General features: G+C 43.3%; 16 protein-coding genes and 2 pseudogenes. 12 read left to right on the top strand and 6 right to left on the bottom strand.

Annotated features, from left to right (window positions below):
* The 3 genes from R8N28_RS21225 to xseA all read right to left on the bottom strand — a co-directional run.
* Positions 1 to 326: hypothetical protein (locus tag R8N28_RS21225; RefSeq protein WP_318183430.1), on the bottom strand; the 326-nt coding region annotated here is incomplete at its 3' end.
* A gap of 477 nt (positions 327 to 803) precedes the next feature.
* Complete coding sequence (gene xseB, locus R8N28_RS21220; protein ID WP_318183429.1) at positions 804 to 1,013, bottom strand: exodeoxyribonuclease VII small subunit; 210 nt, start codon at positions 1,011 to 1,013, stop codon at positions 804 to 806.
* A complete protein-coding gene (gene xseA, locus R8N28_RS21215) occupies positions 997 to 2,751 on the bottom strand; it encodes an exodeoxyribonuclease VII large subunit (protein WP_318183428.1) in 1,755 nt (584 codons plus the stop codon). The genes xseB and xseA overlap by 17 nt, the downstream gene beginning before the upstream one ends.
* A gap of 225 nt (positions 2,752 to 2,976) precedes the next feature.
* Between xseA and R8N28_RS21210 the strand changes: the two genes are divergently transcribed.
* The 7 genes from R8N28_RS21210 to R8N28_RS21180 all read left to right on the top strand — a co-directional run bounded on the left by R8N28_RS21210 (position 2,977) and on the right by R8N28_RS21180 (position 12,535).
* Positions 2,977 to 3,603, top strand: a complete 627-nt coding sequence (locus R8N28_RS21210; protein WP_318183427.1) for a restriction endonuclease subunit S — start codon at positions 2,977 to 2,979, stop codon at positions 3,601 to 3,603.
* Positions 3,604 to 3,619: 16 nt separating this feature from the next.
* Positions 3,620 to 5,137 carry a type I restriction-modification system subunit M gene (locus tag R8N28_RS21205; RefSeq protein ID WP_318183426.1) on the top strand — a complete coding sequence of 506 codons (1,518 nt, stop codon included), beginning with the start codon at positions 3,620 to 3,622 and terminating at the stop codon, positions 5,135 to 5,137.
* Positions 5,127 to 6,380, top strand: a complete 1,254-nt coding sequence (locus R8N28_RS21200; RefSeq protein ID WP_318183425.1) for a restriction endonuclease subunit S — start codon at positions 5,127 to 5,129, stop codon at positions 6,378 to 6,380. The genes R8N28_RS21205 and R8N28_RS21200 overlap by 11 nt, the downstream gene beginning before the upstream one ends.
* A 78-nt stretch (positions 6,381 to 6,458) precedes the next feature.
* Positions 6,459 to 7,316 carry a DUF6933 domain-containing protein gene (locus R8N28_RS21195; RefSeq protein WP_318183424.1) on the top strand — a complete coding sequence of 286 codons (858 nt, stop codon included), beginning with the start codon at positions 6,459 to 6,461 and terminating at the stop codon, positions 7,314 to 7,316.
* A 50-nt stretch (positions 7,317 to 7,366) separates the two neighbouring features.
* Positions 7,367 to 10,633, top strand: coding sequence for an HsdR family type I site-specific deoxyribonuclease (locus tag R8N28_RS21190; RefSeq protein ID WP_318183423.1), 3,267 nt, complete (start codon positions 7,367 to 7,369; stop codon positions 10,631 to 10,633).
* Entirely contained in the window at positions 10,633 to 11,424 is a 792-nt protein-coding gene (locus tag R8N28_RS21185; RefSeq protein ID WP_318183422.1) for a SprT family zinc-dependent metalloprotease, read from the top strand. The genes R8N28_RS21190 and R8N28_RS21185 overlap by 1 nt, the downstream gene beginning before the upstream one ends.
* Before the next feature lie 598 nt (positions 11,425 to 12,022).
* Positions 12,023 to 12,535, top strand: a complete 513-nt coding sequence (locus R8N28_RS21180) for a hypothetical protein (RefSeq protein WP_318183421.1) — start codon at positions 12,023 to 12,025, stop codon at positions 12,533 to 12,535.
* 253 nt (positions 12,536 to 12,788) lie between these two features.
* Here R8N28_RS21180 and R8N28_RS21175 read toward each other — a convergent pair whose 3' ends face one another.
* Positions 12,789 to 12,935, bottom strand: coding sequence for a hypothetical protein (locus R8N28_RS21175; RefSeq protein WP_318183420.1), 147 nt, complete (start codon positions 12,933 to 12,935; stop codon positions 12,789 to 12,791).
* A gap of 211 nt (positions 12,936 to 13,146) precedes the next feature.
* Positions 13,147 to 13,338, bottom strand: a pseudogene (locus tag R8N28_RS21170) (IS3 family transposase); the annotation flags it as partial.
* A gap of 221 nt (positions 13,339 to 13,559) precedes the next feature.
* Here R8N28_RS21170 and zorA point away from each other — a divergent pair.
* From zorA to R8N28_RS21150, 4 genes are read left to right on the top strand one after another with little or no spacing between them, the layout of a single operon-like run.
* Positions 13,560 to 15,377: an anti-phage ZorAB system protein ZorA gene (gene zorA / locus R8N28_RS21165; RefSeq protein ID WP_318183419.1), complete on the top strand. Its 1,818-nt coding sequence runs from the start codon at positions 13,560 to 13,562 to the stop codon at positions 15,375 to 15,377.
* An 11-nt stretch (positions 15,378 to 15,388) separates the two neighbouring features.
* Positions 15,389 to 16,174 carry a flagellar motor protein MotB gene (locus tag R8N28_RS21160; protein WP_318183418.1) on the top strand — a complete coding sequence of 262 codons (786 nt, stop codon included), beginning with the start codon at positions 15,389 to 15,391 and terminating at the stop codon, positions 16,172 to 16,174.
* Complete coding sequence (locus tag R8N28_RS21155) at positions 16,174 to 17,580, top strand: EH signature domain-containing protein (protein ID WP_318183417.1); 1,407 nt, start codon at positions 16,174 to 16,176, stop codon at positions 17,578 to 17,580. Before R8N28_RS21160 ends, R8N28_RS21155 begins: the two co-directional genes overlap by 1 nt.
* Complete coding sequence (locus R8N28_RS21150; RefSeq protein ID WP_318183416.1) at positions 17,573 to 20,419, top strand: DEAD/DEAH box helicase; 2,847 nt, start codon at positions 17,573 to 17,575, stop codon at positions 20,417 to 20,419. The genes R8N28_RS21155 and R8N28_RS21150 overlap by 8 nt, the downstream gene beginning before the upstream one ends.
* Positions 20,420 to 20,690: 271 nt before the next feature.
* On the opposite strand, the gene R8N28_RS21145 is transcribed toward R8N28_RS21150, so the two are convergent.
* Positions 20,691 to 22,841: a DUF262 domain-containing HNH endonuclease family protein gene (locus R8N28_RS21145; protein ID WP_318183415.1), complete on the bottom strand. Its 2,151-nt coding sequence runs from the start codon at positions 22,839 to 22,841 to the stop codon at positions 20,691 to 20,693.
* A 343-nt stretch (positions 22,842 to 23,184) separates the two neighbouring features.
* On the opposite strand from R8N28_RS21145, the pseudogene R8N28_RS27485 reads away from it, so the two are divergent.
* A pseudogene (locus R8N28_RS27485) lies at positions 23,185 to 23,346 on the top strand (DUF1643 domain-containing protein); the annotation flags it as partial.
* Between the last annotated feature and the right edge of the window lie 181 nt (positions 23,347 to 23,527).

The raw sequence follows: 23,527 nt of genomic DNA, 5'->3' as shown, positions 1-23,527 counted from the left end.
TCTAGATTGTGGATCTGGATATCTGCTGGAATCCCCGTATCACGACGAACGCCCACCAATTTCCAGCCTTTAGTGTTTCGAACTAAATCGACGAATGTGGCCTGTGGCACACCGTTATAGGCACTAGCGACCTTGGTATAGACTGTAATACTAGCCTCAATACCTCGCTGATCATGCTTGTACAGTACGTCATCCAAACTCTGTTGAAGCGTGCTGACCTTCTCGTAAAAATTATTCAGTGATAACGTTCTGGCTCGTGCTCTTGATTGCGCTTTCTCGAGTTCTTCCTTTACGTTACGGATCTCTGTGTTTGATTTTTTTGTCATTGCAAAAAGCCTTTATATTGAAGTGATAGTTTTCTTTTTATTATTGTTTTTGCCTTCGACAGGAATAGTAACCCCAAAGAAATATACACCTCAAGTCATTGATTTTATTGAAAATATTATAAATAATAATTGAATTACAGATTATTATTTATAATAGTAAAAGATCAGCAAAAATCACTATTATTCAGATAGTTAAGACCAAGTTGAGTCAATGTTTGTGAAAGTTGGTTCGAGTGGATGCGATAAAATTAAATTACATTTAATTGATATAGATCAATTGTGATTGTGTAGTCACAGCTTCTCAGTCTACAGTTGAAGTGATATTCAGAATGGTCTTGTAAGACTGTGCTTTGCGGATTAGATACTGGAGGCCTTTAAAAACAATTCGAGGATTGCGTCAATCAGAGCCCAGTGGCACTCCCCACTTTTGATTAGAGGTAAAGACATTAGTAGCCTTTACCTCTGTATGTTTACATTTTACTGGCTAGAGCTCGCCTGCTGCTCGATCTCTTGCAGCATTTTTTCTACCTCTTTAATACGGCTCATGCAGTTCTGATAGGCTTCTGTTCCCTGTTTTACCAATGGAATGATGCGATCAACATCTGGAACGTTTTGCTGAGAAAGCTCCTCTGCTGCTGATTTAAGCTTTGAGTAATTATCCATGTAACTGCTAGTTTGTTGGTTCATTCTTCGCATCCTTCTGGAAATAGTGGTTGGTTACCGTCGCACTGCCATCATGCAATTGGACTGTATACTGTTGATTATTTACAAGTTGTTGAGTGCTTTTAATTACGTGGCCTTCATCATCACACATCAGTGCGTAGCCACGTTCTAAAACTCTCTGAGGGTCATAAGCCTCGATTAATCGCTTGTCATTTCGGACTAAATCTTGGTGAGTAGACAAAGCCCTCTTGGCATTCACAAAGAGAACATTTGTATCTTGTTGGATCTCATGTTGTTGGCTTTGTACATGCATCCGCGCATACATAACCAATGAGTTTGAGGCTGCAACCGTCTGATTACTGGCAATATGTATCGCGGTTTTGGAAGACTGGCTCAGGTTGAGCCAAAGTTGACGAGTGTCTCGTTTATGGTTGTGAACCCGATGTTCTGCTAACTGCTTTAAGTCCCTGTAATCCGATAAAACATTTTGCTTCGCCAGCATCAGTACAGCGGCACTCGATTGTTTCATAATCTGCTGCTCCGCAAGGACGGCAGATTTGGCCCCCCTCAACGCGCTTTTTGATTGATGAGACACTTGCTCTTGGAGGCGATTAAGCCTCATACGTGAAGAACTTAGTTTCTGGTTTGCATTGGCACTCAGGTGTTGAAACTGTCGATTAACCAAGTCACTATTTTCTCTCACTCGGTTTTGGGCTCGCTCGAACAAACGATGACCGAACTCTTCAACGTGATTACGCCAACAGGTTAAAGCGTTATTTTTACCTTTGTCTATACGTTCACTTTGCTGCTCAATAGACTGTCGTTGATGGTTACATAGCGATTGCGCTGAGTTATGCAACTTAGAGTAATTCGCGCTAACAGACTGTACGTTTTGAATTATGGTGAGTTTGATGTGCTCAATGACTTTAGTCGGCGTCGCAAAGGATTGGTTCGCAAATTCATCAAGAATGACAGAGTCTGTGCTGTGCCCGATACCCGTGAAAACAGGATATGGACAACGGCAAACCAACCTAGCTAGTTTCGGTTCACTGAGTTCGTTAAGGCCAGCTTTATCACCACCACCTCGAATCACGCATACTGCATCATACGCATGTTCATTTTGAACTAGTTCAGTAAACGCCATCTCAATGGTTCTTACTCTCGCCTCTCCTTGAAAGGATGCGTAGAAATAGTCGAATTGACACAAGTCGCGCTGTTCAAGCAAGTGCGCTACACTGCGAAAGTCACTCAACCCAGCCGCATTTTGCGGTGCAATCACGGCAACCCTTGTAAACTCCGTAGGAGTTCTCAAGCGTTGATTTAAATCTGCTTCTCTTTTATCGGTCAGCCAGTTGCGGATCTGCTGTAACTTTAACTCAAATGCCCCAATCGTGTAGCTTGGGTTAATGTCAACGATGGTCAAGCTAAAACCAAATTTGGTATGAAAATCAACTTTCACTAAACAAAGAATGCTCAAGCCTTCAGCAAACCTCATTCGAGTGCTTTGTTCAAACTTCTCAAGAATAGACGTGCAATCTGAGTAAATAACAGCACGCGCTTGAGATTCTCTCCCACTGCCGTTGTTATCTGATAACTGCAAATACACATTACCAGAACGATTTCGATTTACACTGGTTACCTCTGCCGTCACCCAATGACGACCAGGAACACCTCGCTTTATTACCGCACTCACATGCGTTAATAACTGAGAAAGGGACTGCTCAGCACACCCCGATATTTTCGCTTTCAATACATTCGGCATTGCACAACCTCATCTCAGACTAGCTTTCAAAAACAACGGGAGCACTATATGGGAACACTAGTAATCAACTGCACCATTTATATACTGCAATAAATAATTTAGTTGCATATATGAGCAATGTCAAACTTATTTTTGCATCATGTGAATACTGTAATAATCTCATTGAAAGATTTGTTTAACCTGTCAAAATGAACTGATTACTCAATATCGAAAGAATGTATTGTCATGATCGAGGGAAAACGTACCTCAGAATCTGTCGCTTTATCCGAGCTTGTCACGATTCAGGCAGGATATCCTTTTAGAGGGGCTATCCGAGATATCCCTTCGGGTGGTGTGCGAGCGGTACAAGCCAAGGACATTTCAGATCTTGGAGAGCTGGTAACCGATAACCTTATCGTTACCGATCTCACAGGAAAAAAACGCCCTGACTGGCTACAACAAGGCGATGTGCTATTCAGTGCCAAAGGCGCAAGGCAACTAGCGTGCTATGTGGGGGCTGAACTAGAGAGTACCGTCTGCTCCCCTAGCCTGTTTCTGTTGCGTTTGAAGCCAGAACATAAGGGGGCGGTAAACACACAGTTTTTAACATGGCAACTAAACCAACCTCCTTCACAGAGTTACCTAAAACGTGGCTCTGAGGGTAGTTTACAGATCAGCATTCGCAAACCTGTGTTAGCCTCTACACCTATTGCGCTACCAAATATCGAGACACAAAACACGATTGCCAAACTCTATGAAGCCAGCATCAAAGAAAATGCTCTGCTTCATAAGCTTATAAACAACCGTCAGCAGCAGCTTAATGCTATTGCTACTGACTTAATCCAGAATTCTAACCAATTAAAATCGAAGTAATTAAGGCTGGGAAACCATGGTACATACACCAATCAATCAAGATGAGATCAACAAAGCCGTATGGGCTGCCTGTGACACCTTCCGAGGTACAGTAGATCCATCGATCTACAAAGACTTCATCCTGACTATGCTGTTCTTAAAGTACATTTCTGATGTACACCAGGATAAGTTTGATGAGCTTTCCAAGCAGTTTGATGGCAATGAGCAGATGATCGCTGCCATGATGTCAAAGCAGTCCTTCAAAATTCCAGCAGGAGCTACCTTTTGGGACTTGTACGAAGTGCGTTTTGAGGCTGGCAACGGCACGCGCATAGATACAGCATTACACGCGATCGAAGAAGCTAACGGCACTAAGCTAAAGAACGTATTCCAAGATATCAGCTTTAACACTGACAAACTCGGTGATGAAAAGCAGAAGAACGATATCCTACGTCACCTACTGGAAGACTTTGGCAAAGACACGCTAAACCTACGCCCAAGCCGCGTGGGCTCACTGGATGTGATTGGTAACGCCTACGAGTACCTCATCAAACACTTCGCTGCTGGCAGCGGTAAATCGGCTGGCGAATTCTATACTCCGCCAGAGGTCTCTGATCTTCTTTCAATTATCCTAGAGCCACAGCCAGGCGATAGCATCTGTGACCCATGTGCAGGCTCAGGCTCTCTACTGATGAAGTGTGGTAAGCAAGTGCAAAAGAACTTTGCAGGCTCAAAGCAATATGCGCTGTTCGGCCAAGAAGCGATTGGTTCTACTTGGTCACTCGCAAAGATGAACATGTTCCTGCACGGTGAAGACAACCACCGCATTGAATGGGGCGATACTATCCGTAACCCTAAACTACAAGACAAAGACGGCGGCTTGTTGCACTTTGATGTAGTGACGGCGAACCCACCTTTTTCGTTAGATAAATGGGGCTTTGAAGATGCAAGTAACGATCACTTTGGTCGCTTCCGCCGTGGTATCCCACCAAAGACCAAAGGCGACTATGCGTTTATCTCACACATGATTGAGACGCTTAAGCCGCAAACTGGCCGCATGGGTGTGGTTGTTCCCCATGGCGTACTATTCCGCGCATCATCTGAGGGTAAAATTCGTAAGCAGCTTATCGATGAAAACCTGCTCGATGCCGTCATCGGCCTACCTGAAAAGCTGTTTTTTGGTACAGGTATCCCTGCCGCGATCCTTATCTTCAAAAAGCACAAAGATGATAACAAGGTACTGTTTATTGATGCCTCTCGTGAGTTTAAGTCTGGTAAGAACCAAAACCAGCTTACGCCTGAGAACATTCAGAAGATTGTCGATACCTACAAGGCGCGTGAAACCACCGACAAATACTCATACCTAGCAACGACTGAAGAGATTGCTGAGAACGATTACAACCTTAATATCCCTCGTTATGTGGATACCTTTGAGGAAGAAGAAGAAATCGACCTAATTGCTGTTCGTACTGAACGTTTAGCGCTTCAAAATGAGTTAGCTGATCTAGAAGCGGAAATGGCGGGTTACCTAGAGGAGTTGGGTTATGGTGCCTAAGGGTTGGAAATTAACTTCACTAGGCGAAGTATGCTCTGGGAGCTTACAAACAGGCCCATTCGGAAGCCAATTGCATGCTCATGAGTACACGGATGAGGGCGTACCTGTACTTATGCCTAAAGACCTAATTAATTATCGAGCTAATAATGAATCAGCAGCAAAGATACCAGAGCACCGAGCTGATGATCTTAAAAAACATACGCTGCAATCTGGTGATTTACTCTTTAGTCGCCGTGGCGATGTCGCTCGTTTTGCATTAATTGAATCAGACTATCCAAGAAGTTTATGCGGCACAGGTTGTTTGAAAGCAACACCAAATAAAGCTCATTCACCGTTATTTTTGTCTTATTTTCTACAAAAAAATGCTGTGAAAAAGTGGCTAGAGCAAAATGCTGTCGGCCAAACGATGCCAAATATGAATACGGCGATTTTAGCTGAGCTTCCGTTGATGGTTGCATCGTCAAGAGAAGAAGAAGACAAAATCGCCAAAATCCTCTCAACATGGGACAAGGCGATTAGCACCACTGAAAAGTTGATTGAAACCAGCATGCAGCAGAAAAAAGCCCTGATGCAGCAGCTTTTGACGGGTAAGAAGCGTTTGGTTAATCCTGAAACGGGTAAAGCGTTTGAGGGGGAGTGGACGTACAAATCGATAAATGAGGTGGCAACACGCATTCAGAAAAAATCTGATGGTGAAGCGCACCCAATCTTAACCATCTCTTCGTTAAGAGGCTTTGTTACTCAAGAAGATCGATATAGCCGCTATATGGCAGGAGAAAGCGTAAAAAATTATATTTTGTTAAAGCGCGGAGAATTCGCTTACAACAAAGGAAATTCAAAAACGTATCAATTTGGCTGTATTTTTGACCTAGAAACCTTTGATACAGGCCTAGTTCCTCATGTTTATGTCTGCTTTAAGCTCAATAAAGGGCTAAACCATCGATATTTTAAGTATTTGTTTGAGGCTGACTACCTAAAGCCACAACTTGGAGCATTGGTGAACACAGGAGTTCGTAATAATGGTTTACTTAATATCAAACCTACTGAGTTCATGAACACAAAAGTACCCGTACCATGTTTTGGTGAACAAGAGCGTATCGCCGATGTACTACATGCAAGCTCAGAAAATCTAAAGATTCTGAATGCAAAACTTGCTCACTTTAAACAAGAGAAAAAGGCACTGATGCAGCAGTTATTAACGGGTAAGCGCCGCGTGAAAGTGGATGAAGAAGTTGCCGCGTAAAGCACCTCTTAACTATCAACTAATGTGTGACGGAGTGCGTCACACTTTATTGCCGTTATCAAAACTAGGTATTACACAATGTTAGTGTTTAACTGTACCAAAGCCGCTGCGGACTTTTTCACCGTAAAGCGCAATGGCAAAAAAGTCTCTCCTTTAGAAGCGCCGCCGACGGGTTCTATCAGGGGTTCTGAAGCCGTGAATGTGTTGAATACCCCTACAGCACCAATCAGTGCTTGGTTGGTGCATGCGGTAAACGTTCGACGCAAAAAGGTACTGATTGCCATGCATGTCGAAACCCGTTATGCCATGGTGTTTGTCGGTATTCAAAAAGGAGATTGGCTCGAGTTCACCAACCAACTGCTTGAACGGTTGTTTAACAACATGCAGTTCTTTGGTGAAGAGTTCGAAATGTGCGATGAAGATAGCTTTGAAGAGATGTTCAATGAGTTCATCAACCTTCATCCTAGACCTTTCTTTTGTCAACGCGGTGACCGCAGTGTGCAAAGCCACATTAATGATGTTGCGTGGCAATTTGAAGACCGAGTGTACCGAATCGGCTCCCTACCCAAAGGGCATGAAGAGTGCGCTGAATTTGATGAGTGGATCAACAGTTTGATTCGCTCGACCAAACAAAAGAAAGACCACTTTCACCCTGACGAAGAGATGTTCATTGATTGGATGCAGACCTACAGCGAATTGGGCGACAACGAGGACAAGCTCATCCGCCAGTTATTTGTATCTCTACGCCGACAGATGATGCACGCCGAAATGGTTAAACGTGGGATTCCAGATGACAGCTATCTGGACGAGATGAATGCGGAGCTCAACCAAGCAATCGATGAGTATTACCAAGAGATTGCCCCTGACACGTTCAACGAAGAAATTCCCGATAACGTCATCGACTTCAATCAGGCCAAAAAACGTAAACTACATTAAAAGCATTAACGATAATAAAAACAAAAACGAATCGACAATAAGGGACGACAATGTCAGGCAATTTACCCAATTTCCGAGAAGAACAAAGCGCTAAAATCCCCGCTCTCACCTTGCTGACCAATCTTGGTTATCAGTTCATTCCTCCGAGCGAATGTGTCATTAAGCGTGGTAACCTTTCAACCGTTATTTTGCCTGATGTATTGCGTGATGTCCTCAAGCACAAAACCTACTCATTCATGGGGAAAGATCGTCAGCTATCAGAGGCTGCGATGGATAAAATCGTCCATGAACTTGCCAATCCTGCGATGAATGAAGGGCTAAAAGCGGCCAACGAAAAGCTGTATAACGCCCTCACCTACGGCATTAGCGTGACCGAGTTTGCGGAGGGTAAAAAAGCCAACCCAACCATTGATATCATCGATTGGCAAAACCCAGAAAACAACCAGTTCCACTTTACCGAAGAACTTGAAGTCGAAAATGCGCATGGCACGGGCAAACGTATTCCCGATATTGTCTGCTTTGTGAATGGCCTGCCTTGGGTAGTGATTGAAGCCAAGCGCCCTGACTCATCTCATGAGAGCAAGCCGACGGTTGCCGAGGGCATCTCGCAAAACATCCGTAACCAAAAAGTCGATGAGATCCCACACCTGTTTGCTTATAGCCAACTTCTTATGTCGGTGAACGGGCATGAAGGTTTATACGGCACCTGCGGCACACCGAGTAAGTTTTGGGCGAAGTGGAAAGAAGAACAGATCACCGATGCCACCTTTGCACGCCTTAAAAACACACCGCTTACGCTAGAGCAGCTCGATAAACTGTTTGCGCATCGCCCAGCCAAAGTACGTGATGAATACCTATCGCTGATTACTGGCGGTGATTTAATGGTGACTGACCAAGACCGCTTGTTGGTATCACTACTTCGTCATGACCGCTTACTGGAAATGACCCAGCTTTTCACCCTGTTTGATAAAAAAGCGGGCAAAATCGTGGCGCGTTATCAGCAGGTGTTTGGCATTAAAGCCCTGATTGAACGCGTAACCTCGTTTGACGAGAAAGGCGCTCGAAACGGTGGTGTCATTTGGCACACCACTGGCTCAGGTAAGTCTTTTACTATGGTGTTCTTGTCTAAGGCACTGATTTGGATTAAAGAACTCGCCAAGTGCCGTGTTGTTGTCGTTACTGACCGTGTTGATTTAGAAGATCAGCTAGCTCGCACGTTCGCCTCTGGCGGTGCTCTGTCTGAAAAAGATCGCAAAACAGCAATGGCAACCACAGGCCGCCGCTTAGCGGAGCAAATCGGCAAAGGCAACGAGCGCATCATCTTCTCTATCATCAACAAGTTTGGCACCGCGATTGAACTCCCAGAGTGTTATAACGACAGCCCTGACATGATTGTCTTGGTTGATGAAGGCCACCGCAGCCAAAACGGTGAGAACAACATTCGAATGCAACAGGCGCTGCCAAAAGCCGCTTATATTGGCTTTACGGGGACACCGCTGCTGCAAGACGATAAGACAGAAAACAAGTTCGGCAAAATCATCCACTCGTACACCATGCAACAAGCGGTGGAAGATAAAACCGTTACTCCACTGCTGTATGAAGAGCGTGTGCCAGAGCTCAGCACCAACGACAAAGCACTCGACGCTTGGTTTGATCGCATCACTGATAAGCTGACCGAAAAACAGCGTACCGATTTGAAGAAAAAATTCGCACAAAAAGGCCAGATCTACCAAACAGAAGGTCGCATCCATTTAATCGCCCACGACATTTCTGACCATTTCCAAAACTTTAAGCGCCAAGGTTTAAAGGGACAGCTTGCTTGCGACTCAAAAGCGTCTGCTATCCAATACAAAAAGCTTCTTGACCAAATTGGCAAAGTAACTTCTGTTGTCGCTATGTCACCGCCAGACACCCGTGAAGGGCACGATACGGTCGATGGTGAAAGCAAAGACATGGTGCAAAATTGGTGGAAGGATAATGTTGGTAACGAAGATGAAAAAGCCTACACCAAACGCATCATTGAAGAGTTCGCCAAAGACGATGGCCCTGATTTGATGATCGTGGTCGATAAGCTTCTAACAGGCTTTGATGAGCCGAAAAACACAGTGCTGTACATCGATAAACCGCTTAAGCAGCACAACTTAATCCAAGCCATTGCTCGCGTGAACCGCCTACATCAGAAGAAAGAATTTGGTTACCTCATCGATTACCGTGGCATTTTGAAAGAGCTCGATGCCACCATTGCGGATTACCAAGACTTGGCCGAGCGCACTCAATGTGGCTTTGATATCGATGACCTTAAAGGCTTATACAGCCGCATGGATACCGAATATAAGAAGCTGCCAGGTCTTTATAGTGAGCTGTGGGCAATTTTCGCTGAAGTGCCAAATAAACAAGATGGCCCCGCTCTGCGTCAGGTTCTTGCACCGAAGATCGACACTATCGATGGACAGCTCACCGATACCAATCAGAAGAAGCGTGAAGACTTCTACGCGACGTTAACGGCTTTCTCCAACTGCCTAAAAGTCGCCCTTCAATCCGCTACCTACTTCGAAGATAAAAGCTTTGATGATAAGAGGGAGCTCTACAAAAAAACGCTTAAATCCATGGCTGAACTGCGCAAGCAGGTACGCGAAGATGCTGAAGAAACCATTGATTACGATGAGTACGCTGAAAGTATCCGTACTATGTTAGACAAGCACATAGGTGGCGTTGAGATCCAAGAGTCTAAAGGTGCTTATCTGGTCGGTAGCATGGGCAAAGATGTTAAGCCAGAACAACTGAGTGATGATGAGGCACGTAACAAAAAGGATGCGATCACGGGTCGTGTCACTAAGATGATTGAGCAAGACCTTGCCGATGACCCATACGCACAAGAGTACTTTTCGAAGCTTCTTAAACAAGCGATTCAACAAGCCAAAGAGATGTTTGATGCGCCTGTAAAACAGTACCTACTGTTTGCCGATTTTGAGCAGCAAGTGAAAGAGCGCAATGTAGAAGGCATGCCAACTGATCGCTTCGCAGAGCTAGACCCAAAGATTAAACGCCATGTGCAGGCCTACTTTGGTCTGTTTTTGAAACATGAAACACCAGGGGCAGAGCTCACTGAAGATCAATACTTTAATTACGCGTTAGAGATTGATGAGAAAGTGCGCAAGGCCGTCGCGGAGTTTTCTATCAACCCTGTAGAAATCGAAAACCAGATCAGCCTAGAGATTCTCCCGCTACTCTTTGCCGATCTTGGCGTCGATAAGGCTCAGATCTTGGTCGACGAAATTGTGCAAATCACTCGATTAGGTTTGGCAGGTCACCATTAATGACATCGGTCAGCTCAAAAGAAGGTAATAAAGAGGAGTACAGCTTCGTCTATGGCGATGAGGCTGTCAGCTATGAAGTCGTTCGAAAACCAATCGTGCAAGGATCATCGGAGCAAAAAGTAAGGCGTAAAATCACAATTAAGGTTCACCCCAACTGTGAGGTGGTCGTAACCGCACCTGAAGACGCTGAGCGCGAAGACATTCATCAAGCTGTGATGAAGCGAGCCAAGTGGGTTTATGATGCGCTTAAAGAGTTCAGAGGCCACTTGGAGTATGTACAGCCTAAACAATACGTCAGTGGTGAAATGCAGTTCTACCTCGGTCGCCGCTACGTATTAAAAATCATCGAGGATGCCGATGCCCTGCCCTCGGTAAAAATGACCCGTGGCAAATTACTTGTCACCTTGACCAGGTTTAACGAGGACAAAACCGCCATGGTTCGAGCGCTAGTAAAGAACTGGTACAAGGTTCGCGCCGAACGGGTGTTCCATGAGCGTCTATCGGAGTTACTGCCCCAAGCTAAATGGGTTGACGGCATCCCTAGCTTTCGGGTTCTGCCGATGACAAAACAATGGGGAAGCTGCTCAGCCAAAGGGAGCTTAATGCTCAATCCTCACCTCATCAAAGCGCCAAAAGAGTGTATTGATTACGTGATTTTACATGAGCTTTGTCATATCGCAGAACACAACCACAGCGAGAAGTTTTGGCGGTTACTAAGCAGCGTGATGCCGAACTGGAAGGAAGTCAAAACTCGCTTAGATGGGATGGCTGAGCTCTACCTTAATGAATAGCTAAGCACCTGTTTTCTATCAAAAGCCATCAGGCTAACCCGTTAGCCTGAGGTTTCTTACCAATTCTTAACCAAATTAAGAATTCTTAAACTCGCTAAGAGTGACTAAGAAGCACCCCATGAACTGCGTTCATGAACCAATCGACTCTCTTCAAAGCGAAGCTTTGGTTTAGCCACTTTTTGATATTTATATATAAACAGGGAAAGTGGCTCTTTCTTTATCTATCAAATGGGAAAATCTCTTGAACAGTTATTAAGCGATCACCCACAATTTGGAGACCCAGATCACAACTAAGAATATTTTTGCTCGCTCAGCCTTGTCGATGAAATTTTACTGACTAAGTTAATCCCATCCAAAGATTACGCTTTGGTGTTCAGATATACCTTCTATTGATTCGTGTATCCGACTGTTAATAAAAATACTAATAACTAAAAGCTCGATTCGTCGAGTAAGTGTGAACTGTATTTTTATTAGCAAATTGGAGACATGATGAACAAATCTACAATCAAATTCAGACATTCAATTCGACACTGCTTAACAGCGGTGGATTTGTCATGCCTGTTATCTAGCACTCTTTAAACCAAAGGAGCGATGCACGATGATTAAATTTAACATCAGTGAACTTCCGCAAGTAGCTTACCTTACCAACAACTTACGCTCGAATTCATGTTTAGAAATCATGGACAAAGAGCCAATCAACTCAGGGTTTATCAAAGCTCCAAAACTAGTTTGTTACATGCTCACAATAACGCTAATTAACACTCTGGACATCACCGACTTCGATTTCAAACATCATCAATTTAGTTTCAGTACTACTGATTTTGAAAGAGTTGATGAGCTTTTTGAGCTCTATGCATCGATGTTCAACAGCCATACACAATACCTTGTTATCCAATGTGAAGACCATGCAGGCTACCCACGCACTCGAATTGAGTTCGATGTTTCACTCAAGCAGCAAATCTTCAATGACTTCAAGGAGCATCGCAAGAATCTGGATCTACTTCAGGTCGCGAGTGCCATCATCGTAGATTCATTGAGCATTCGAAAGTTTGCAGGTCATCTGGAAGTCATTAATCGCCTTGGGGCTTTACCAGAGATGTCTGGGTACTGAAGTGAGCCTACGCATACAACTTAGAGGAATTATTAAAAGCAGGAAAAAACTCTAGCAATGGTAAACCATGAGCATAGCTCATGAAGAGGTCGACGAACTTCAAAGCACAGCTTTGGTGATCTTTGAGCTAGGCCACTTTTTCATTTTTATATATAAACGGGGAAAGTGGCCTTTCGTGGATCAGGAATCTAAGCTAGCAATATTTGCATATATGTTTCATTGTAGCGGCACATGGCAATTGCTCTTCCACAAGCTAGCATTCCACACGTTCAGTTGAATAGCCTTGTTCGGTAGCGAACTGTTTGATTACCGATTCGCCGATATCAATGTATGGTGAGTAACGGCAATGCAGCAGAATGAGCCCCCTATCATTATCAACTACAGCACGAATGTTGTTCATCCCATTATCTATAGCAAATTGATCAGGATTCCACTCACACTGAACAGCGCAGCTAGCTTTGAATTTTGTTTGGGCCAGTCGATCTAGCACCTCTCGGGTATTCATGTGTTGAGTTATAACTAAGGCTGTTTTGCAGTATGGCATCGCTGTTACCTTAAAAGAGGAGTCCATAATTTTAAAATACCAGACAAGTGAATCGCCCACCGACTCTTTAGACGCTAATTAGATCTCTATCATATTGCTTTTCATACTCGACAGACGATAGTTGGTTATTGGAACCATATCTTCGTTTTTCGTTATAGAACATTTCTATGTATTCGAAGATATCTGTAAGGGCATCTTCTCTGGTTGAGTATACTTTCCGCTTAATTCGTTCCCTTTTCAGTAGCTGGAAGAAGCTCTCTCTGTGTTAGCTCGTTGAATGATGACTGGTCACAAATGTACCAAAACACATGGCTGTACACAAAATGAATGCAAATAGAATAGCCGTTGTGCGACCACAAAAGTCCAGCTTACTGCTTGGCGCTCAAGCACAACCCTGCTTTAATATGCTAATGAGCGATAAAAAACTGCTTGCATTGATAATAATACTTAACGCAGTAAAACTGGCTGGGAAGATACCTTATGAGCGCAAACCTAAATCATGTGATGAAGTTCATCACATCCACGGACTTTATCTATGTTTATTGCGGTTTTATTTTTGCCATAGCTATTTGGTGTGGTGTCAGGTTTTGGCTTCAATTTTCTCCTGTCAGCGGTTCATTAAACAACGCTCTTAAGAAAACAAAATCAACCCCCAAAAGCAAACTAGAGTTTCCCGAATACTATGATGTACTCCGTGAATGGATGAACGGTAACAAATACCTGAAGGATTCATGGAGAGAATTTGAGGAGACGCTATTACTGCCAGGTGAAGACTTTGATGACGACAAAGAAGTCATCATGAATACTCACCTGCCATCTGTTTATTTTAATCAGAAGAACCTTCTCTTACCCAACGTCAACATGCGTTTCTATAACGCATTGCCAAATATTCTCACTGGACTCGGCATCGTTGGCACCTTCATCGGTCTGACCGTTGGCATATCCCTCGCAGCTCCAGGATTAAATTCAAACGATATCAAGGACGCAAAAGAGGCTCTAAACATACTTCTTGATGGCGCATCACTTGCGTTCATTACATCTATTGTAGGTTTGCTTACTTCACTCATTTTCTCTGCTTACGAAAAGCGATACATCCATTTATTCAACAGCAACTGCCAGAAGTTGAACTCAGCTTTAGATGCTCGTGTAGAGTATTTCTCGGCCGAACGCCTAGCGAGTAAGAACTTGGCCGAGTCCCAAAAACAATCTATGGCTCTTCAAACATTCGCCAATGACCTCGCTATTTCACTCGGTCAAGTCATAGAGCAACATGTCACACAGCCAATGATTAGTGCTATAGACGAACTAAGAACAGACCAGAAATCTGCTAGCGATGAAACCGTAACAAAGGTTATGGGTGAGTTCGCAGATAAAATTGCTGGCGCTGCTGGGGATGAAATGAAAGCGTTCGCTTCAACAATTAAAACTATGAGCGATAGTCTTGAATCTCAAGTTAACTCTTTAACAAAAGGTCAGGATGAAATGCAGAAGGCTGCACAAAATGCCATTACAGGCATGTCCGCAGCTATGACTGAGGGAAGTGAAAAGATCAATGCTGGAATTGATGAGGCAGTGAACTCATTGCTTGAAAGTGTTGATAGGTCAATTGACAACGTAACCCAACAGCTTGATGCCGCATCGCAAAAATTAGCCAGCAACCTTAAAGAAGGGTTACAGGAGTTTGACAGTATTCTGGGTAAACTTACTGAAACAGCGACCCATTATCAAACAATGACGGATGCTAACAAGACTCTATACAGCGAGATTTCTCTATCTATTGAAACCATTGGGCAGCTTTCTGAGAAAGCTAACCAGACAAATCTAGATTTCCAGCGCACAGCAGAGACATTCCAAAATTATATCCTGTCATTAAACAACACATCTTCTCAACTCACTGAGTCCACCGCTAGTGTAGATTCAACACTTCAGACATTACGTGAAGTACAGGAAGAAATGTCTGATATATGGAATGAGTACGATGAGCGGTTCTCTGGCCTAGATACGACTCTCGAAAACGTATTTAAAAACGTTAGCTCTGGTTTAGAACGTTACGCATCTCAAACTGATGAGTATATTTTAGGGCTTGATAAACATGCATCAGATGTCGTTCAGAGCCTCGCAGCGGCCACCCAGGAAATAACTGATGCTGTAGAGTCGCTGGGCGAAGCCCTGGAAACAAGAACTGAGGTTTTTGAGTCCTCCATTGGCTCTATCTCTAAATCTGCGGAAGAAAAACTGAAGGGGTTTGAAGCCGACCTACGCACAATAGCACGCAACAGCTTCCAACCCGAGCAATAAAGAGGCAGCCCATGAGCGAACACCATGAACTCTTAGAAGACGAAGGTGCTGGTTACCTTATTTCAGTGTCTGACATGATGTCAGGACTTCTTCTTATATTTATCATTACTCTCGTTGCATTCATCATCAATTTTCAGGACGCCATTCAAAAGCAAAATGAAGTGACGGAAACACGAAAAGAGGTTGTTCGGAAACTGACTAACACAGAGCAGGTTAGGAATGAGCTCTTACAAACCCTAAAAGATAGGCTTGCTAAAGAGAAGATTGAAGTTGAGATCGATAAACATCATGGCGTGTTGAGACTTACTGAAAAGGCAGTACTATTCAAGACTGCTGCGGATACCCTAAGTGACCATTACACCAATAATCTGAAGATTATTAGTAGCGTCTTAAATAAAGTAATCCCCTGCTATGCAGGAAATCCACCTAACGATTTCTCGTGCACTAACCTTAGTCAGACTAGAGGTAAGATTGACGCGATTTTCATAGAAGGACATACCGATAACGTCCCTATGAGATCGAGTCGAATGAAAGATAACTGGGAGCTTTCAGCAAATAGAGCTATAGCAGCTTATCGGCTAGTAGTACCCAACAGCGTGTTAGAAGATCTTCGAAACACCTCTGGACAACCAATATTCTCTGTAAGTGGATACGGCGAAGGACGGCCCGTCGATGGCCATAACCACAGTAAGCCAACTCCCGATGATGCAAATCGCCGAATTGACTTACGATTTATCATGACTCCTCCAGCTCTAACTGAACCTCAGAAAGCTTTAATAGCTAAGGGGGTTAAATAGTGTCACTGAAAGAGTTCCTTGATGATTTCACAACGCTTAGATCGAGAACTGCGCCAGATGTCTCAACGTCGCTTCTCGCCTCAGAGGCTGCAAAAATTCGAGAGCGCCATGGATTCGTAATAATAGATACCCCTGGTAAAACTGATATTGAAGCCGTATACAGGAAGCTGTACAAGTTTCTTTATCACCCGTCGCCATCACTATCCCTCAACCGCAAAGAGTTGAAACTCGTCCCTTGGGCTTTCATGTCACCAGTAGATGGCAACCCTCCCCTGTATGAAAATGAAGCCTTTATCCGCTCCCTATTTAAACTGCTTAAACACAAATCCAAGTTTGATGTGGTTAGGCCCTTTATTCAGGTATTTCTTCAGGAATATCCGCAGCAATCAAAGCAATTTGAACTTCTGCGTGCAGAACTTTACGACTTGGTCGTGGGTGGTTATCACACTAAAGTGAATACCATAAAACAATGGGTAATCAGCTCTCACATATTAGATAAACAGAGCCATGAGCTTTGTAGCCAGCAACTTGTCGATTCAGGATTTCAGTCAACTTTTTCCGATTACAAGCTATCCAAGGGATTAGAATATAGTGGTTTTGCAATTGCGTCCCTATCCCACTACCTCAAGCGACTCGAATCTGATCTAAGTGCTCATAATAAGGATTTGCAATCAGAGATCGTTTCGGCTTGCATAGGCTTTTTCATCGAACATGATGAATCGTTCAAGTATCCATCTTTAAGGATCAATATTGCAGAGGGATTATTAGCTTCCTTCACTCTTCACCAAGCCACTCCTGTGATAAAAAAAATACTCACGGATTTCTTCATCCACCAATATGGTGATCCGCGAACATCTAGAGCTCAGTGGCATGGTGTAAATTCTATGGCTCTCGATGTAATAAAAGGTTGGATGGTTGAAAACACCATGAATGACTTTTTTAATTTGCTTAGCCATGTTGCCAAAACTGATCCCACGGCTGATAAGCATTGGAAGTACAGAAAAAGATTTTGGAATGCTTACCTGAGAAATGGTCACATTCAGGAAGCATGGGTTGCGCTTGGCACTAGAGCCTATGGAGAAGCCAACAATTTTCTCCAGGGAGGACGTAATACATATGCAAAACTATCAGGTGCTCAGCCACGTCACAGTGCTCTAATAATGGTGATTAATGGTGTACTAATTACAGAATGGAGTCATGTAGGTAGTTACAGATTATGGGATACCAGCAATAAGAGGCCGAAGCTTTACTTAAAACAATATCACAGAGGGAGTTTGGTAGATTGGGCTGACCATACGGGCTCTCACACAGGCAGTGAAAACGGAAGATGGCAACAGAAGTTATCACATTTAATCGACAGTTTAACAGGCGTATCAGTGTCAAACAGGGAGTATATGTATGACTAGAACAGCCCAACTTACATGGCAGAAAACCGAGGACGCTTTTTTATTTCAGGTTAAACAAGATGGCATTGTTCTACCTCCATGCCAATGGTCAAAATTTAATCTAACAGCTGACGAAACGCCCGTTGTTATTGATCCGCTATTTAGAACCTCATATGAATATTCATCTCCACAAGTAACCGAATCAGGAATACTATGCCCTGATGACTTTATCGCAACACTGACTGAGCTAGAAACCCAAAAACTATGCCTTCCTCCAGTATCACACGCCAGAGTTAAAATTGTAGCTAAGGGCCTAATTAGCCAGCCAGGCTTTCAATTATCTTATCGCTTAATGACTCCTGAAGGCAGACCAATTATGGGGGCGAAGATATCTGGAATCACGCTAAAACTCAGAGGACAAACTGAGCTAATTCTCGATCCACTCTACTCCATCATAACTAAGATTGATCAATTTAACAGCATTAACATATCAGACCGAGATGAACGGTTCGTTCGCTGGGGAGAAATAAAAGAGCTATTACCTGACGATTCGGTTGTGGATGGCCAACTGCAAGATATCACCATTTGTCGTGCAGATAGAGTTACTTTGGATATCAAAGAACACGGTTTGTTTAATCCATTATTAATCAAACCGAATCCCACAAAAGACTGGGATATTCAAGGCCAATCTGATGTTGAATATGCGATACCTAAAGCCAGACAAACGCAATTTGAGGATCAGTTTAAGACCTGGAGTACAACGAGGTCGAATTACGCCATTGGCAGTGGCGTCTATGTTGTTCTTCCCCCGAGAGTCCAAAAAGTTCTCAATGTAATAAAAGATTATCAGACGAAAGATAGTCAGGAGAGATTAGCTTTCGTTTCAAATCCACATAAGATCATTAATGAACGCTTAAATCAGGAAGATAACCCTGAGGATTTAGAGGCGATCTTTGTGGAAACCCCTGACTTCATCAGTCAGCGAATCGATACAATTGGTGTCTGGTCACCCAAGCTGTGCGCATATGTAGCAAAACGGGAAGGAGATTGGGTACCAGATGATGATGAAAGACTGTTTTTTCCGATAGATGATCTTCTGGTGAATTTTACAATTGATGAAATGAAGCGCCTTCTGGGTGAAGTAAACAAAGCGCTAGACGATGAAATTGCTGAAATATCTTTTGAAGGACAACGTGTTCCCGTATCACTGGAAACCAAAAACCTACTGATAAAAATGCTTAAACCCTTTGATGAGCCTGAAGGGCCTCCCGATGCCCCACTTGATGTTGTGGCCCCCATCGTGAAAGACAATATTGAAGAAGTAGAGTTTGAGGTTATAAAGCATGAAGCTAGACCGAAGCTGCCTAGACTTCCAAAAGCACTCAAAACAAAATCACTGTATGAACATCAAAAATTTGGTGTTGAATGGTTAGCTGAACATTGGGAATCAGGCTCGATAGGTGCTTTGCTTGCTGATGACATGGGGTTAGGTAAGACCATGCAGGCATTGGCGTTCCTAGCATCGGTTAAGGAGCTTATGAACAATAACCACTACCCTACCAAACCATTTCTCATCGTGGCACCTTCTGGACTGCTTAAAAACTGGCGCGACGAAGCTAGCCTCCATATTGAGGAAGATGGGCTTGGTGATGTATTTGAGGCATTTGGTGCCCAAATAAGGGACATAAAAGGTTACAGTGTAATGGAGCGCAACTCACTATTGTCAGGTAGTGGCTGGATATTAACTACCTATGAAACGCTCAGAGACAAGATTAAATACTTTCTCTCTATTGACTGGGGGATCACCATCTTTGATGAAGCCCAAAAGATTAAGAATCCAGTCTCACGTATGACTGAAATGGCAAAATCATTGTCTTCTGATTTCACATTGATGCTCACTGGCACTCCCGTAGAGAATGAACTGAAAGATCTGTGGTGTATCGTCGACACTGCTCAGCCTGGTTTATTCGGTTCACTTAGTCAGTTCCATAATGAATATGCTAAACCAGCGGAAAGTGATCCTTCTGAAGCTAAAAGACTGAAGTCTCTTCTTGTTGAAAAAAGTACTCCACCCCTGATGCTTAGGAGATTAAAGGAAGATCACCTTGAAGGCCTCCCTCAAAAATTCATTCATCAAGTGGCTAAACCTATGCCTGAGCTACAAGCAGCGGAGTATGAAAACATCGTTCGAGATGCACCGTTGAAAAGAGGAATGGCTGGTGGCGTTCTCGAGACTATACAAAAAATCCGAAGGGCATCGCTTATCGCAGAAGAGTTTGACGGAAACGGTATAACCGACGGAGTTGTTAAACGCTCAGCAAGACTTACCGCACTGATAGAAATCTTAGACAAAGTACATAAATCTGGAGAAAAAGCTTTAGTGTTCTGCGAAGCAATTGATGTCCAAGAATACCTATCAGGTTACCTACAGCACCGATATCAACTACCTTCTAGACCACACAGGATCAATGGTTCGGTAGATGGCTACACACGAAAACAATACGTAGATGAATTCCAGAGCGGCGCTGATGGTGAGTTCGATGTCATGCTGCTGTCACCAAAAGCAGGTGGTGTTGGTTTAACAATCACTGCGGCCAACCACGTCATTCACCTTACACGGTGGTGGAACCCAGCAGTAGAAGACCAAAGTACAGACCGTGCATTCCGTATAGGACAAAAGAAGGATGTGAATGTGTACCTACCAATGGCCATTCATCCAAAATACAAAGACGGTTCGTTTGACGCTAACCTCAATAGACTTCTGTCCAAGAAACGGAGTCTCAGCTATAACGCCTTGATGCCAGGTACAATTACTAAAGGTGAAATGGGTGATTTGATTTCTCAGAAGGTGGTGGATTAGGAGCGCGAGACTGAGTTAATAAAAACTAAGTTAGTCTCGACTCAATCTGTCAGATCCTAAACCACGAAGTAACCAGGTCTGACAGATTGCTCTAAGTGGTTACGCCCCATTATTTGCTCTGCACACTCAAAACCTAGAGTGACTTACAGAGCGCATCTTAATCGCTATCTACTGAAGATAACAACGCCTTAGACTGCGATTTCTGCTATCGCTCACAGGGGCATACATACCTGTACCTATTCGAAAAACTATTTTGGTTCTTGTTAGACCATCATAGTTCTTCTGCCTCCAAATCAGATGGCTCTTTAACCTCATGTTCATCTCGGAGGAAAGACAAGTGCAGCAAATCCAATTTTTCTTCTTCGCTTCCAAGATTAAGTTGCCAGCGCTGCTCCATGAAAGCCAGCAAGCGCAGCCCGCGCCGTTCAACCTGCGCAGCAGTCCACTCTAACTCCTGAGCAACTTCTATCTCTGAATAAGCCCCATTTTCATAGCCGTTACGAACGACCTGACCTTGTGCGTTTTTCTTGACAGTTTTCTTAGCGGGGAAAGCATCATTTTGTAAGCTTGAGTTAATGCTCGAAGATAGTGCTAGCAAGTTTCCGATTGAGCCTTTCAAGAACATCTGTTGTTCTTCAGTAAACTGATCAAACCTTTCACACCAGTACTCTTCAGACGCTGTTTGTGGGTAAATATGTTCGATAGAGATCTTGTCTTTCGAGCTCTTGATGAAGTTATCCCAGCCAATTTTCGGTTGGCCTCGCTTCAGCTTCAGTTCCTCTTCGTACTCGAACAGGAAGTAGCGCAGGTCATTCCAACCGTAGAAACCTGAACCACCACCGCTATATTTCTTCGCAATAAAATCTCTAAAATAGTTGGCTTTGAAAGTGCCATCTTCATTGAACGCCCAATTGATATGCTCTCTTAAATCAGAAATAACGTCAGCAATAGTTTTGGGCTCTGCGGTCTGCCGCTCTCGATGTTGTAGCTCTCGCGCACATCTATAGAAGTGGCTGCTTCCAGAATTGGATTGAGAACGGCACAGACGAAAATTAATAAAGATAAATCGTTCAATTTCTTTAAATAAACGTTGTCGAGTCTGACAGCCTTTCTCAGTGGCCAAGATTGCTGACATGATCAACGGTCTAAAGTAGCCGACCTTGACCCTGTTAATCTTATCCATATAGAGCTGCTCTTCAACGGTAAGCTCATCTGAATCTTTGGGGAAAAAGCTGCTGTACCAAGCCTTAGCAGCCACCTTCAAGCTACTAACGTAAGCGTTAATTTCGCTAATATTGCGCTTTGACTGCTGTAAAGGTTGGTTGTCGTCAGCACCGTTTTCATCATCTTCTGCATAAAACTCATCAAATAGCTCAGTTACGTGGGCGATCCCTTTTGTGCTGACATCAAAGTTTTCAAGTATATTCTTTGGCGAAAAATAATCATCCAGCAGGAACCGAATATAATCACTACCTGTCTTCCGACTGTACTTAAAATACATGATCCAATGAGCACGCAAGAAATCATCGTCATTTAGTGGTGATAGCTTGTTTCTACCAAGTTGGTTATAAATTTCTCCCCACGTATCATTGATGTTTTTGCGTGTAGCTTCTTTGGTCGACTCGTCTACTTCTGATGGTGAGTAGAGCGTTGTAAGATAAATTAGACGGTTCTTTAGCAACTCGAGGTCTGACAAACGCTTGCCTCGGTTGTTCATTGTTTCAAATGCAACGAAAACATCAAAATTGTCATCAATCTCGTAGAGATTGAACAAAAATCTTTGTGTCAATTTTTCGAAGATTGATTCAAGAGCATCCAGCCCATGAGCTTTTACCAATAGCTCTATATTGTCTTTAAAAAATAATTTGGCATTTTCTAGGTTCAACGTATAGAACGTCTCTTTCAGAGTTCCTGGGTTAGGCTCACCAAAGATTTTATGCCGCAAAAATTCAAATGAAGGATTGTCAGTGTCATAGCCAAATTTATAGGTGTTAATCACACGGCATCTCGGCTCGGTAATAACAACGTATTTCTCTCTGATTTCCTTTAATGGGTACTGCCCTAGGAATATATCATCTTCAGATAGGCCATCATTTGATGAATGGTATCTGACTGACTCGATGAGGCATTGAAGGAATATTGATACCGTTGTCAATCGCTGCTGCCCGTCAACAACATACTGAGGCTTAAACTTCCTGCCTTCTATCAGCCATCTTTCATCATTCCACAAACTCCATGTGGTTTTCGGAACCTCTTTGATTGAAATTACTCCAGTATAGTGAGAGCGATGACTACCGAGACTGATTAAGTCTTCCCAAAACTCTGTCAGTTGCTTTTCTCCCCAAGCATAACCACGTTGGTAATCGGGAATACGAAAAATTCTTTTAGTGAAAATATCGTCTAACGATTGTAGTTCTTTCATTACTGGAATATCTCTCAAGCTTTAAAATCAAACATTATTGACCAATTCAAAACGAAGTTTTGGCAAATTCAGCAGCGTGTTTCCAAGCAATCTCAAACATGCCAAAGGACTATACCCTTTGAAATTAGCGATTGTACTGAGTCTTTACAACCACGTTGACGATGAATTCAGCGGGGCTTATATACGGTAATTTCTGGCTTTCCCTCTAGATCATAACCAGAACAATAAATCATGAAAACCATCAATAAATCAAAACATTAAACTCACTTCCTCCTCAGCAATCAGTGTTCCAACAAGATTTCTATCCAGATTTCGCCTTTAACCAAACTCTCAAGATGCTGGAGTAGTTGTAGCTGCATGGGGGAATGATGGAGCCTTCTTGGGGCGCTCATCAGAGGTCAGAGCTATGCTAGAAAAACTTACCGCATTAAAGGTAAACAAGTCTGGTGAACCCACGCATCCACTTTATATAAAGACTACGGCTATTCCCATACCTCTCAACTGAATACCTTAAAGCAACGATAATATGGTAGCCACCGAATGGTGGCCCTGAGTATAAAGAACTGTTAGATCAATGAACTGGGTATTCTGGCTGCTTAAGTCCAAATTGCAAAAGCAAGTGTTCAAAGTAAACCCCAGAAACTCCACTATTCGCTAGCATGCGTTGTGAATTCCTCATGCTTATA

The sequence above is a fragment of the Vibrio sp. Vb1554 genome, assembly GCF_033344235.1.
Note: the sequence above shows the minus strand (reverse complement) of the source record. Positions and strands in the feature narration are given on the sequence as shown.